Genomic DNA, 12,586 nt, shown 5'->3' with positions numbered 1-12,586 from the left:
TTAAGATAAGAGGGAAAGTTAGATTTACGTCAAAAAAAACAAGTTAAAAATAAAATCCTGCCCCGAAACTCACGCCTGAAACTCGACTACCTGCTAAGTTGCTGTATTGGTATTTTAGCCCAAAATGATACCGATTTAAGTGGTATTTGGGTCCAATAGCAAATAGAGTAATATCATTGTTTTTAAAAGCAATATAACCAAAATCAGCCTGAATGGTAAAGGGTTTTATGAATATTTCGCTACCTGTTTTTACGGATAAGCCTAGCTGGTTTAATCCGTTGCCAATGTATCCTGCACCTAAGCCCCAATACATTGAAAAATAAGGAGTTCTTACTCGGTAATAATCTAAATTGGTACAAAATAAATCCAATTTTTCTTTTTGATGGATTAAGGTTTCCCGAAAGCTTATGTATGAGGTACTTATGCTTAATCGGCGCATCAATCGGAATTTTAAATCCAAAAAGTTAGCTGAAAGTTTTCCTTTTTCCGATAGGTAATAATTAGCAACATCTAAACGCCAACGAACCAAATCATTGGTATAATACTGATAGTCACCTTTATGATTTTGGTAGAAAGGGTAAGGCGATAAACTGGCTTGGTACATTGGTGAGTTTATTTCGTCTATTCCTTCAAAGAGAATGTGATAGGTTAATCCTATAGAAATTTCAAAAAATACAAAGTAAAGAAAATCAGCCAAAAGGCTATCCGACCGATAAGAACTTGACGAAGATGTATTTGATGTACTTTCGGTTATAACTGCTTGATGGGTAGAGGTTGAAAGGTTGTTTTTTGCGTTTTGAATTTTACTTTGGGCTATAGATGGGTGTGCCATCAAAACACAATACAACATACATACCAAAACACGTATTTTCATAGACAAAAGTGAGTTTTTAGAGTTACTTTGCTATTCTTCAATAGGCTCTTCATCAATGTTATAAACCTTCTCTTTTAAAGTTTTCCAAGTTTGAGCACTGATGGCATCTTCAAAGATGATTTCATCTTGCTCTTCAAGATATTTCAAAATGTACTCGCTTCGGTCGGTCGATATGGGGTGGGTACTAATCCATTGCGTTACCGATGGCATTGCACTTTCTTCCAAGAAGAAGAAAAAATCGGCTAAAGGCTCTGGATTGATTTTGGCATTAAGCAAATATTGTACTCCTACCATATCGGCTTCCTTTTCCATTTTTCGGTCGAAGGCTGAAGAAGAAAGTGTTTTAGCAATTTGCGATATAACACCAGGGTCGGATTGTCCAGAAATCACAGAAACCAGCACTGAAAGCCCTATTTCACGAGTGAGTTTCTTTATCACGTGTTTCTTTTCGATATGAGCCAACTCGTGAGCGATAACACCGCTTAGCATCTCTTGTTTGTCCACCGATTCAATAAGTCCTGTGTTTATAACAAGTTGCCGATCAGGTAGTGCAAAGGCATTTACTTCTGAATTTTTTAATACATAAACTTTTAAGCCTTTTTTGGAGATGTGGTTCGCCTCGGCAATTTTAGTAACTAAACTATCCACACTACGAACTATGTAACTATCTTCCACTTTGGTGTGTTCTTTTACAAAGAGGTCAATGGTCAGTTCTCCTAATTTTTTTTCGATACTCTGGGTGTTTTCTTTTACTTTGAAGAGTTTTTCCCAATTGAATTGTGCCATCAAAAACCACAATCCTAAAAATGAAAACACCACAAAAAAACCACGAGCGTATATGTTGTTCATAATCACTGTTTTATTCTTGTACGATAGTCTCTGTTAAATCTCCATAAAACCACCACGAGATGTGTTCTCCTTTTCGAGTTTGCACGGCAGTGTAAATGGTTGCGATAAACTCGGTAAGGTTGAACAAAAATGCTGAGATGATGTAAGCAAAATATAGATTTGTCGGTTCTTTTTCTTGTAAAATTACCGAAATCGTCCACCAAAAGCCCACACTATTGATACATAGTACAGAAAGCTGTGAGAGTAGTGCTTGCATACAATGCCAACGCACAAAATAAGTACCCTTTCGGTTGGCTAGATAGAAAAAGAGAGTAGCCAAGACATTGATGATAGGTAGAGGCATTCCAGCAATAATGGCAATTACTGACATTAGATAGCCGTTTGAGGCTCTTTCTTTTTCGTTTTCAGTTACACGATACGGGAAAGGTTTTGTGAGAATCATAGGTCTTTATAAAAATTCCAAATCCAATTTAATAAAATCAATATGGCAAAAGGTACGTAAATATAAGGTTTTTTTAAGTATTTTTCAAAAATTAGAAAGGCTCGAAAAAAGGAATCTTTGTGTAAAACAAAGTCGTAGATGAGCCAAAACGGAGCCAATAACAGCCCTAAAGAACCTACAATTCCTATTGGGTTTGTTAACAAGGCTTTTATAAAATCACCTTGAAAGAAACTTATTACCGATCGTGTCGTTCCACACGAAGGACAAGGAGCGCCCGTAACATTTTTGAAAAGACAAATGCTTACTTGGTTGTGATGGTATGCCGTAAAAAAAAGATTATAGACTAACCAAACCCAACCAAGAAAGCATAATGCGACCAAAAAAAAATAAAAATTTTTCTTTTTCAATGTTATTGAAGGGCTGTCTGTAGCAATTGAGCATTTTTATCGCGAGTAGCGTCTTGAATCATAAACCAATCTACAATGCTCCAAATTCCTAATCCGCCACAAGTAAGCAATTTAGCAACTCCTAAACCTACATCGCCAATAAAGAAACGGTCAATACCTAAACCACCAGCAAGGATAGAAATAATTAGTGATGTGGTAGGGTCTTTGAATTGTAGTGATTGTACTCCTACCCATTTTGATTCGTCTAACTGAAGCATACGTTCGCGAATTTGAGGAACGATTTCACTTTTGAAGAATTTTGAATTGGACATAATGAACATATCCACTTTTTGTGCATCCATAGTGCTATTAAATTAAAATTACTCTTTGCAAAGAAACTACTTTTTTTTAAAATAACGAAATTTTTAACCTTTTGTTTTTGCCTGTGAATAACCATTGATATACAAAAAGTTACTTCCGTATTTGTGGGGTGTTAATAACAAGTTTTTTTTTGCTTAACCTCATTGAAAATAATAGGGTGAAAAGCACCCTATTATTGTTTGTATTATTTCGTTGAAAGATAAAGCAGTTATCTATTTTGAAGGTAGTTAATTACATTTGTGTAGATACGTTGCGAGATGTCATCGGTATTTGCCTTTACAAAGGGTTCGCCCATAATGTTTTCGTACAGTTCGATGTATCGTTCGGAAATGGTGTTTATATATGTGTCGCTCATATGAGGTATGGTTTGTCCTTCTTTGCCTTGAAAACCATTGGAAATGAGCCATTGACGCACAAATTCTTTGGAAAGTTGTTTTTGAGGTTCTCCTTTTTCTTGGCGTTCCTGATAGCCTTCTTGATAAAAATAGCGAGAGGAATCGGGGGTGTGAATTTCGTCAATGAGTACGATTTTACCATCTTTGGTTTTTCCGAATTCGTATTTGGTGTCCACCAAAATAAGTCCTCTTTGGGCAGCAATTTGTGTTCCTCGGGCAAATAAAGCGTAGGTGTATTTTTCTAACAAAGCATAATCTTCTTCACTTACAATGCCTTTACTGATGATTTCTTCTTTGGAAATATCCTCATCGTGAGCCCCATTGTCGGCTTTGGTGGCTGGGGTGATGATGGGGTGGTGTGGAAAAATATCGTTTTCTTTAAGTCCTTCAGGAAGGGCAACTCCGCAAAGTTTGCGTTTTCCAGCTTTGTATTCTCTGGCGGCGTGTCCGGCTAAGTACCCTCGGATGACCATTTCCACCTTAAAGGGTTCGCACAGATGTCCTATAGCTACGTTAGGGTCAGGGGTGGCAATAAGCCAATTCGGAACAATATCCTCGGTTTGTTGCATAAACTTTGTGGCTATTTGATTTAGTATCTGACCTTTGTAAGGAATTCCTTTGGGCATAATTACATCGAAAGCTGAAAGTCTATCCGTTGCTATCATTACCAATAAATCGTCTTCCAAATGATAAACTTCGCGTACTTTTCCTTTGTAAACGGATTTTTGTTTTGGAAATTGAAAATCTGTATTTGTAATGGTATTTTTCATTGTTTTGCGTTTTTATATGTTGGCAAATTTATACATTCCTATCAGAAGCAAAAGGGAATAGTTATCAGATTTTATCCACAGCCTTACAAATTCAGATAAAAATCTTTAGTGAGTTCAATATACTCAGGGGTGTATTGGTGGCGCTCGGTTTCTATAACTAATTCGTTACAGAGGCAATCTTGTTGGTTTTTGCTAAAAGCGATAAGGCTTCTTTTTATTTTTGTTTTCGAATTCCCTCTGACGTGTGTTATTTTTTGAGGAAATAGTCCGTATGTTGTTGCTTTTTCCAAAAAGAAAGTTTCTTCTTCATAAGGAATGATGACAGCAAAAATTCCCGTTTGGGGCGAAAGCAACTGCGAAGCGCCTTTGAGTAAGTTTTCAAAGGGTAAGGAGGCTTCAAATCGGGCTTGATTCCGTTGCGGGTGCGCTGTGGTTACGTTTTGGGTGTAAAAAGGTGGATTTGAAACGATTAAATCATAAGTTTCATCGTCCATTTCAGTTACAAAGTCATCAAATGAAGCGTGGTAACAAAAAAGGCGGTCGTTCCAAGGGCTTTCTTCGAAGTTTTCGGTACATTCTTCAAAGGCTTGGGCGTCAATTTCCACAGCGTCAATTTGCTGGGCTGAGGTGCGCTGGGCTAACATCAAAGCGATAAGCCCTATGCCAGCACCAACATCTAATACCGAATAGGGTCGGTGAGCTATAGGGGTCCAAGCGCCCAAAAGCACACCATCGGTGCCAACTTTCATTGCACTTTTGGACTGATTCACTGAAAAAGATTTGAATGTAAATCTCATAATTAAACGAAGAGAAAAGCCTCACCTTTAGCCACTTTTTTAGCAAAATCACAGATGGTGTTTTCCGTAAGTAGCTTCATAAACTCGTGTTTGAAAGGTTGCACCGCGTGGTGAATGGGGCAGGGCTGTTGTTCGGAACACAATTTTAGCCCCAATGCACAATTGGTGAATTTGTCTATTCCATCAATGTGATAAACAATGCTTATCAGTGGAGCTTTCTTTTCCTCATCGTTAAGCCAAAACCCTCCGCCAGGTCCTTTGGTGGAACTAATGGCTTTTTTCCGAGATAGAATTTGCAATATTTTTGCTAAAAAAGGAGAGGGTATTTTTAATGCCTCACCGATGTCTTTAACTCCTATTTTTTTTGTTTCGGAAGCATTTACAGCTAAAAAAATAACTGCGTTGATAGCGTATTTACTTGAATTGGAAAGCATCTTTTTTTTCTGAAAACTTTAACGGCACAAAGGTACGTATTTTCAATAAATACCAAAAAATCTTTTTATACTGAATTGCGCTTTCTAAGTGCGTTTGCGATAAAATGCTTTGATAAAGAGCAAATTCTTTTACAAAATTTTTATATTTGTAGGCAGGTAATTATTTAATTTTTAACAATGAAAAAAATAGCTTTATTGTTAGCCGTAGGAACATCTTTATTTGTGTCGGCTCAAGATGATTTAATTAACAAAGTAGCAGGAAACTATAGCCAAAAAGCAGGATTTTTGTTTACGCCTATGATCAATTTGGAGCGTATGGAAGTGAAAGACCAAGGTAGTAGTGGTACTTGTTGGAGCTACGCTGGGGCTTCCTTTCTGGAAAGCGAAATGATAAGAATGGGCAAACAACCCGTTGATTTGGCAGAAATCTATACAGCCAGAAATACTTATATTGAGAAAGCAAAACAATATGTCCGTTTTCACGGGAATTTAGATTATGGTGATGGTGGAGAGTTACACGATATTATCAATATTTACGCCAAATATGGGGCTGTACCCCAATACGTTTATTCTGGACTGAATTACGGTACAAATCGCAATGATTTCTCGGAAATGCAAGGTGTTTTGAAAGGCTTTTTAGAAGGATTAGTAAAGCGCCCTAATGTTAAAAAACTAACCCCCAATTGGGAAAAAGCTTTTACCGCAGCCATTGACGCCTATTTAGGAGAAGTGCCAGAAACTTTTTTCTTCAAAAATAAAAAATATACACCACAGAGCTTCGCTAAAGAGGTGGTAGGTATAAATCCTGACGATTATATTGAAATGCTTTCGTATGAAAATCAGCCTAAATACAAAAACGTACTGATGGCTGTTCCTGATAATTGGAGCTTTGACCACGCTTATAATGTTGAAATGACCGATTTTACTAAGGTTATAGACAATGCTCTTAAAAAAGGATATACCGTAGCTTGGGCTGCCGATGTAAGCGAAAAGTATTTCAGCTGGAAAAACGGAGTAGCTTTCGTTCCTGAAAAAGATTGGCAAGAAATGAGCGCTGAACAACAAACAAGACTTTTTGATAATCCGCCAACTAACGAAAGAAACATCACTGCAGAAATGCGTCAGAAAGCTTTTGATAATTATGAAACCACCGATGACCACGCAATGCACATTGTAGGACTTGCCAAAGACCAAAACGGTAGAGAATACTACATTGTGAAAAATTCGTGGGGGGTAAATAACGACTATCAAGGCTATTTGTACGTAACAAAGGCTTACGTGAGGTACAAAACCACAGCGCTTATGGTACATAAAGGTGCTGTTCCTGCTGAAATTTTAAAAAACTACAGAAAATAATATCTTTATCCTAAGTTCATAATGAGCTTAGGATATTTTTTTGTAGTACAGTTTCTGCAAGTATGATACAGAAAAAAATAAATGATTTCTGTCAGGATAATAATCATCATACTTTTTATAAAACAAACCAATTATGAATAAAAAACTTTCAATTATTTTTCTTTTATTATGGATAAGTATGAGCCATTCACAGGAAACCATATCATTTAGTGGCTACTTTAGGGAAGATTTTCGTACAATAAGATTAGATGAAAAAACCGCCAATTTTCTCTTTATTATGGAAAAGGGTAGCGTTTTTCTACCCGAATGGGCTTATTTTTTAGAGCTTTTGCCAGCCGATGCCGAGCGATTACAACAAAAAACGGCACTGATTATTCCGCTTTTTAAAGATGATATTTGTTACACCTACGATACGCTTTTTACCATTGAGGCAACTCTTGTGCCTTCAACAGAAAATACCTTTGTAGCTAAAAAAATCTATCAAAACAACAAAATTATCGCTCAATATCCTGATGATTTGAATGAAACATTCCCTTCGATATATCAATTAATGCAAGAAGGAAAACCTTTTTCATATCGGCAACTTTCTGTTTATGAGGATTTGAGAGATATTCCGCTTTGGATAGACCAACTCAATAACCAAGATAGCATCCCTTTTATAAGCGAAATCATTTGGCATGGTGTAAATAAAGATGGTAAAATGGTTGCTGGTAGTGAATACTATCAAAAAAAAATGGCAGTTGCCGATGTGGCACAACAAATACTTGATAAACTCTATCGGTTCAAATACGATTTTCCCATTCCCAAAAATCCTACTGCCCAAGCCTATAAAATCTGGCTTAAAAACATTTTAAATACTGATATTACAGAAAAAATCTGTCCGTCAAAAACACATACTTTCCGAGTTCGAAAAGAGGGTTACGGAAATTCTTTACGGAAAAATAACAATCCGCAACAAAGAAACATTATGTTTTTGAGTTCTCCTTCGGAAGGAAAACAGCTTGTTGAATTAGACCCCGTAACCTTTACCGAGAAAAACATTCCTACTGAAGCAATAAGCAGCATTAAAAGTTTTTATTTAAACAACGAGGCATTGTACATACTAAAAGATTTTCCTGATATTGTTTGGCAAAAATATTTGCAAAAAGGACAGGAGGGCAATCTTTCTTATAAAAAACAAAAAGAAAATATACTGATGCCCAAAACAAAAGGAAATAAGCTCGTAGAAGTTCGAGAATCTCTATTTACTGAAAACGTTTTATATCTCTGTTATAAGATTTCAAATACCTATAAGGCCTTATTGATAAATACCAAAACGGGGGAAAAAATAAAAGAAATCAACCTTTCTAAACTGTTGCCCAAAGATGATGCTATTGACTTTATCCGAGTAGGACGCATTGGTGAAACTCAAATTTCGTATTTACCCATTATTATTTCGGGTGAAAAACGAAAATATCAGGTGAATTTAACCCAAAACGGAGCTTCTTCTCTAATTGATTTGGGAGAAAAATATACTCATTGGGGGATTTACTTCAATGGAAATCCGTCTTATTATCTTGATAGTAAAGGAGGTACGCTTTACAAGTATCCGATTTCGCAAGAATGGGAGCCCGAAGCTCTTTTCACAGACAATTTTTTGGATAGTGTTATTGCCATAGCTGATGAAAAATATGTTAATGTAATTTATAATACCACTGATGCTTTCTTTGAAAAAGTATTGCTCCAACGATTGGATAAGCAAACCCTTAAAAAAATAGGCGACCCTCTTTGTTTGTATAGTTATTTAGTTATGGAAAATCGCTCGTCAGAAAATACTCCGGTAAATTTATGGGCATTTAAAGCTTACGGAAAATGGAATGTAACCTTTGAAATAGGCAACTTTTTACATTGGGTACAAGTTCAACAATAGAAAATTGCATTGATATGCTTTGCCTGAATTGCTTGATTTCTGCTAAAAAATTACTTTGCTTCACAAACCATTAAATTCTGTACCTTTGCCTTTATGAATACACCTTTGGCAGAACGTATGCGTCCCACACATTTGGATAGTTATGTGGGGCAAGAACATTTGGTAGGCGAAAATGGCTCACTGCGTAAACAGATTGAAAGTGGTTTGCTTCCTTCTCTCATTCTGTGGGGACCACCAGGAACGGGAAAAACGACACTTGCTCAAATCATTGCTCAACAAAGCCGTCGGGCTTTTTTTACTTTGAGCGCTATCAGTTCAGGCATCAAAGAGGTGCGTGAAGTGATTGAAAAATCGAAACAAAACAATGGGTTATTTGCTACTAAAAATCCTATTGTTTTTATTGATGAAATCCACCGATTTAATAAAACACAGCAAGATTCATTACTGGGAGCGGTTGAAAAAGGGTGGATAACGCTCATTGGGGCTACTACCGAAAATCCGAGTTTTGAGGTAATTCCTGCTTTATTGTCACGTTGTCAGATATATACGCTTAATTCCTTTGAGCGTAATGATTTGGAAAAATTGCTCAAAAATGCTGTTGAAAAAGATGAAATCTTAAAGAAAAAACGCATTACACTCTCTGAAACGGAAGCGTTAATACGGCTATCTGGTGGGGACGGACGCAAACTCCTTAATACGTTCGAGCTAATAATCAATACCTTTGAAGCCAATGAAATTGTCATTACTAATGAAAAAGTAATGCAAGTAGTTCAGAAAAATACGGTGCTTTATGATAAAACGGGTGAACAACATTATGACATTGTTTCGGCATTTATCAAATCCATACGGGGGAGTGACCCCAATGCCGCTGTTTATTGGCTTGCTCGAATGATTGAAGGTGGTGAAGATGTGAAATTCATTGCTAGACGAATGCTTATTTTGGCTTCGGAAGATATTGGAAATGCTAATCCAACAGCGCTAATTTTAGCCAATAATACCTTTCAGGCAGTGACTACTATTGGTTACCCAGAAGCGCGTATCATTCTAAGTCAGTGTGCGGTGTATTTAGCGGCTTCGCCTAAAAGTAATGCTTCGTATATGGCAATCAACAAGGCGCAACAATTGGTGAAGCAAACTGGCGATTTGTCCGTACCTATTCATTTGCGGAATGCTCCTACAAAGTTGATGAAGGAATTGAATTACGGAAAAGACTACAAATACTCACACGATTTTGAAAATAATTTTGCATTTCAAGATTTTCTACCCGAAGATTTGCAAGGCACAATGCTATACGAACCTGGTGACAATCCGCGTGAAAACGCATTGCGTACCTATCTTAAGAATTTGTGGGGTGAACGATACAATTATTAGTTTATGTCCCGATGTAAATTAGAAGCATAATTTGATAAACAGGCGTTTTTTTGTAAATTTGCTTTTGTAGTTTTTGGTAAAGCAAAAAGAAATAAAAGGAGGGTTTTAGGCTAAAACTCATCAAAGTGGTAAAGGCTGATATAGAGCTAAATTTTGCAAATTAAGGTTTTGACTTTGCTTATCTTAAAAGAAAGCAGATTGTTTGTTTATCATATTTTTTTGAATTACCTCTGAGGTTTGTGCCAAAACTACATAAATGATGATTTTTTCAAAATAAAAATATAGAATTATGGCTATTCGAGAATCTGAACTTATTTTAAATCCTGACGGAAGTATTTATCATCTGAATTTAAAACCCGAACAAGTGGCTCCAACCATCATTTTGGTGGGCGACCAAAATCGTGTGGCACGCGTGAGTGCCCATTTCGATCATATTGAGCATCAGGTACAAAAAAGAGAGTTTTGCACTCATACGGGGACTTACAAAGGAAAACGCTTGTCGGTGCTTTCAACTGGGATTGGTCCTGATAATATTGATATTGCTATCAATGAGATAGATGCTCTGTTTAATATCGATATGGCGACACGTCAGCCTAAAGAACAACAAACTTCATTAAACTTTATTCGTTTTGGAACTTCTGGGTCTTTACAGGCAGATATTCCAGTAGATAGTATTGTGCTTTCTACTCACGGATTGGGGTTAGATAATATGCTTCATTCGTATAAAGATGCTCCAAAAGTACGAGAAATAGAGCTGGAAGAAGCTTTTATTGCCCACACACAATGGGATTTGCAAAAGGGACGTCCGTATATTGTAGGTTGTGGGGCTTCACTGAGAGAAAAGTTGGTTTCGGATCATATCTTTGAAGGAATTACGGGAACAGCTCCTGGTTTTTATGGTCCTCAAGGGCGTGTACTTCGTCTTGCCGTACAAGATGCTCAGCTAAACGATAAGTTACATAGCTTCAAATATAAAAATTTTAGAATGACCAATTTGGAAATGGAAACTTCTGCTATTTATGGGCTTTCGCGTTTGCTGGGGCATCAAGCCGTTTCGCTCAATGCAATCATTGCCAATCGAGCAAACGGAACCTTCACTAAAGATACTAAACAAGCTGTGGAAAATCTTATCGTTTACGGATTAAATCAATTAGCTAAAAACCTGTAAAATGCCTATTCCGTTAACTGGAGAAGAATTACATTATTTGGCAATGAACATCGTGGGGACAGCCTTGCGAGACGATTTGCAGTGGGAGTTTTTACTGGTAAATAGTAAACTTAAAAAAGACCCACAATTTGTTTGTGTTGATAAAAACAAACAGAAGCATTTCATTATTGTAAGAGCCGTTCCTTATGGTGAAGATCCTGATGCTTATGACCCTATACTGATGCAAATGGTACGTAAGCACGCTGAAAAACACCAAGCTAAGACCTACTTTGCAGGAGTGGGGCTTACTAATATTGAAAATCAGGAGTATCCTATTTACAAAAATCAGCCCTATAAGGTTAATTTTAAAGGGCTCTTGGAAATCCGCTAAGTTATTTTAAAGAGGAATGTAATGAAAAGAAAACTATTTTTTTTACTGATTTTAGGCGGAGTGTTCGCTTTTCAATCTTGTCAAGAAAAAACAAATAAACTACATACTATAAGCGGATTAGCTCAAGGAAGTACCTATCAGATAAAGTACATTTCGGATCGTGAAGAAATTAAAAAATCATCGGTGGACTCTATTTTTGAAGTGATTGATTTGTCAATGTCCACCTATCGTTCGGAGTCTATCATCTCAAAAATCAATCGGGCAGAAGAGGCTTATATTGATACTCATTTTGAAAAGGTTTTTCTTGCCTCGCAAAGTATTTGGCAACAAAGCGAAGGGCTGTTTGACCCTACGGTCGGAATTTTAGTAAATGCTTGGGGATTTGGTAAAAACAATGCTAAAAAACCGCCAACATCGTCAGAGATAGACAGCCTTTTACTTCGTGTAGGTTTTCAGAAAGTGACCCTTTTGCCAAACAAACAAATTGTCAAACAGCATTCTGAAATTGCGTTCGATTTCAATGCTATTGCACAAGGGTATACTGTAGATGTATTGGCAGATTTCTTAAAATCAAAAGGAATTGAAAATTTTCTGGTGGAAGTAGGAGGTGAGATTTTCCTAAGTGGGAAAAATACCATTGATGATAAAAAGTGGACTATTGGAGTTGATGACCCCACGCAATCTCCCGAAAACCGCACCTTAATTACTACATTACAATTTACTAACAAAGGGCTGGCTACCTCTGGGAATTATCGGAAAGTATGGACGGATAGCCTCACTGGGGAAAAATATGTGCATTCCATTAACCCTAAAACGGGTTTAGCCAAGCAAAGTAATATTCTTAGTGTAACGGTCGTTACCTCCAACGCGATGTTGGCTGACGGATATGCTACAATGTTAATGCTTATGGATTTCGAGCGAAGTAAACAATTCTTAAAGGAAAATCCCACCATTGATGCGATGATTATTTTTAACAATACTCAAAATCAAACGGAGATTTTTACAACTGAAGGATTCAAAAAATATCAAACAGAATAAAAACCATTAGCGTTTATTGGTGTTATTAAACCAAAAAGCGGAAGTT

The 12,586-nt window shown here is 36.7% G+C and carries 14 protein-coding genes; 6 read left to right on the top strand and 8 right to left on the bottom strand.

The genetic code is table 11. The annotated features are described in order from the left end of the window. Positions 1 to 43: 43 nt before the first annotated feature. The 8 genes from CGC47_RS05435 to CGC47_RS05400 form a co-directional block, all read right to left on the bottom strand. On the bottom strand, positions 44 to 874 hold the full coding sequence (locus CGC47_RS05435; RefSeq protein ID WP_095900096.1) for a hypothetical protein: 831 nt from the start codon (positions 872 to 874) through the stop codon (positions 44 to 46). A 30-nt stretch (positions 875 to 904) separates the two neighbouring features. After that, the gene (locus CGC47_RS05430) at positions 905 to 1,723 is read right to left on the bottom strand and encodes a M48 family metallopeptidase (protein ID WP_042000653.1); all 819 of its coding nucleotides are present in this window, start codon (positions 1,721 to 1,723) and stop codon (positions 905 to 907) included. A 10-nt stretch (positions 1,724 to 1,733) separates the two neighbouring features. Further along, positions 1,734 to 2,165 (bottom strand): DUF4870 domain-containing protein, encoded by a 432-nt coding sequence (locus CGC47_RS05425; protein ID WP_044729301.1) that lies wholly within the window; start codon positions 2,163 to 2,165, stop codon positions 1,734 to 1,736. Next, positions 2,162 to 2,545 (bottom strand): DUF2752 domain-containing protein, encoded by a 384-nt coding sequence (locus CGC47_RS05420; RefSeq protein ID WP_232779644.1) that lies wholly within the window; start codon positions 2,543 to 2,545, stop codon positions 2,162 to 2,164. Before CGC47_RS05420 ends, CGC47_RS05425 begins: the two co-directional genes overlap by 4 nt. 29 nt (positions 2,546 to 2,574) lie before the next feature. After that, positions 2,575 to 2,913 carry a TM2 domain-containing protein gene (locus tag CGC47_RS05415; protein ID WP_013998076.1) on the bottom strand — a complete coding sequence of 113 codons (339 nt, stop codon included), beginning with the start codon at positions 2,911 to 2,913 and terminating at the stop codon, positions 2,575 to 2,577. Positions 2,914 to 3,140: 227 nt separating this feature from the next. Then, the gene (locus CGC47_RS05410; protein ID WP_013998075.1) at positions 3,141 to 4,097 is read right to left on the bottom strand and encodes a phosphoribosylaminoimidazolesuccinocarboxamide synthase; all 957 of its coding nucleotides are present in this window, start codon (positions 4,095 to 4,097) and stop codon (positions 3,141 to 3,143) included. A gap of 83 nt (positions 4,098 to 4,180) precedes the next feature. After that, positions 4,181 to 4,894, bottom strand: a complete 714-nt coding sequence (locus tag CGC47_RS05405) for a tRNA1(Val) (adenine(37)-N6)-methyltransferase (protein ID WP_042000658.1) — start codon at positions 4,892 to 4,894, stop codon at positions 4,181 to 4,183. A gap of 2 nt (positions 4,895 to 4,896) precedes the next feature. After that, positions 4,897 to 5,328, bottom strand: coding sequence for an RrF2 family transcriptional regulator (locus tag CGC47_RS05400; protein ID WP_013998073.1), 432 nt, complete (start codon positions 5,326 to 5,328; stop codon positions 4,897 to 4,899). 177 nt (positions 5,329 to 5,505) lie between these two features. Between CGC47_RS05400 and CGC47_RS05395 the strand changes: the two genes are divergently transcribed. From CGC47_RS05395 to CGC47_RS05370, 6 genes are all read left to right on the top strand, one after another. Then, positions 5,506 to 6,684, top strand: coding sequence for a C1 family peptidase (locus CGC47_RS05395; RefSeq protein ID WP_042000664.1), 1,179 nt, complete (start codon positions 5,506 to 5,508; stop codon positions 6,682 to 6,684). Positions 6,685 to 6,817: 133 nt separating this feature from the next. Next, positions 6,818 to 8,593: a hypothetical protein gene (locus CGC47_RS05390; protein WP_100342901.1), complete on the top strand. Its 1,776-nt coding sequence runs from the start codon at positions 6,818 to 6,820 to the stop codon at positions 8,591 to 8,593. 93 nt (positions 8,594 to 8,686) lie between these two features. Next, the gene (locus CGC47_RS05385) at positions 8,687 to 9,964 is read left to right on the top strand and encodes a replication-associated recombination protein A (RefSeq protein WP_095900093.1); all 1,278 of its coding nucleotides are present in this window, start codon (positions 8,687 to 8,689) and stop codon (positions 9,962 to 9,964) included. Positions 9,965 to 10,253: 289 nt separating this feature from the next. Beyond that, a complete protein-coding gene (locus CGC47_RS05380) occupies positions 10,254 to 11,132 on the top strand; it encodes a nucleoside phosphorylase (RefSeq protein WP_042000673.1) in 879 nt (292 codons plus the stop codon). A gap of 1 nt (position 11,133) precedes the next feature. Then, positions 11,134 to 11,502, top strand: coding sequence for a hypothetical protein (locus CGC47_RS05375; protein WP_041985454.1), 369 nt, complete (start codon positions 11,134 to 11,136; stop codon positions 11,500 to 11,502). Positions 11,503 to 11,523: 21 nt separating this feature from the next. Next, positions 11,524 to 12,540: an FAD:protein FMN transferase gene (locus CGC47_RS05370; RefSeq protein WP_013998065.1), complete on the top strand. Its 1,017-nt coding sequence runs from the start codon at positions 11,524 to 11,526 to the stop codon at positions 12,538 to 12,540. Positions 12,541 to 12,586: the final 46 nt, after the last annotated feature.

It is taken from the genome of Capnocytophaga canimorsus (genome assembly GCF_002302565.1).
GTDB lineage: Bacteria > Bacteroidota > Bacteroidia > Flavobacteriales > Flavobacteriaceae > Capnocytophaga > Capnocytophaga canimorsus.
This window is presented reverse-complemented; position numbering and strand designations above follow the sequence as displayed.

Bases quoted from the DNA above. Each gene is read 5' to 3' on its own strand.
- CGC47_RS05435 (WP_095900096.1), bottom strand. From the start codon at position 874: ATGAAAATACGTGTTTTGGTATGTATGTTGTATTGTGTTTTGATGGCA.
- CGC47_RS05430 (WP_042000653.1), bottom strand. From the start codon at position 1,723: ATGAACAACATATACGCTCGTGGTTTTTTTGTGGTGTTTTCATTTTTA.
- CGC47_RS05425 (WP_044729301.1), bottom strand. From the start codon at position 2,165: ATGATTCTCACAAAACCTTTCCCGTATCGTGTAACTGAAAACGAAAAA.
- CGC47_RS05415 (WP_013998076.1), bottom strand. From the start codon at position 2,913: ATGGATGCACAAAAAGTGGATATGTTCATTATGTCCAATTCAAAATTC.
- CGC47_RS05410 (WP_013998075.1), bottom strand. From the start codon at position 4,097: ATGAAAAATACCATTACAAATACAGATTTTCAATTTCCAAAACAAAAA.
- CGC47_RS05405 (WP_042000658.1), bottom strand. From the start codon at position 4,894: ATGAGATTTACATTCAAATCTTTTTCAGTGAATCAGTCCAAAAGTGCA.
- CGC47_RS05400 (WP_013998073.1), bottom strand. From the start codon at position 5,328: ATGCTTTCCAATTCAAGTAAATACGCTATCAACGCAGTTATTTTTTTA.
- CGC47_RS05395 (WP_042000664.1), top strand. From the start codon at position 5,506: ATGAAAAAAATAGCTTTATTGTTAGCCGTAGGAACATCTTTATTTGTG.
- CGC47_RS05390 (WP_100342901.1), top strand. From the start codon at position 6,818: ATGAATAAAAAACTTTCAATTATTTTTCTTTTATTATGGATAAGTATG.
- CGC47_RS05385 (WP_095900093.1), top strand. From the start codon at position 8,687: ATGAATACACCTTTGGCAGAACGTATGCGTCCCACACATTTGGATAGT.
- CGC47_RS05380 (WP_042000673.1), top strand. From the start codon at position 10,254: ATGGCTATTCGAGAATCTGAACTTATTTTAAATCCTGACGGAAGTATT.
- CGC47_RS05375 (WP_041985454.1), top strand. From the start codon at position 11,134: ATGCCTATTCCGTTAACTGGAGAAGAATTACATTATTTGGCAATGAAC.
- CGC47_RS05370 (WP_013998065.1), top strand. From the start codon at position 11,524: ATGAAAAGAAAACTATTTTTTTTACTGATTTTAGGCGGAGTGTTCGCT.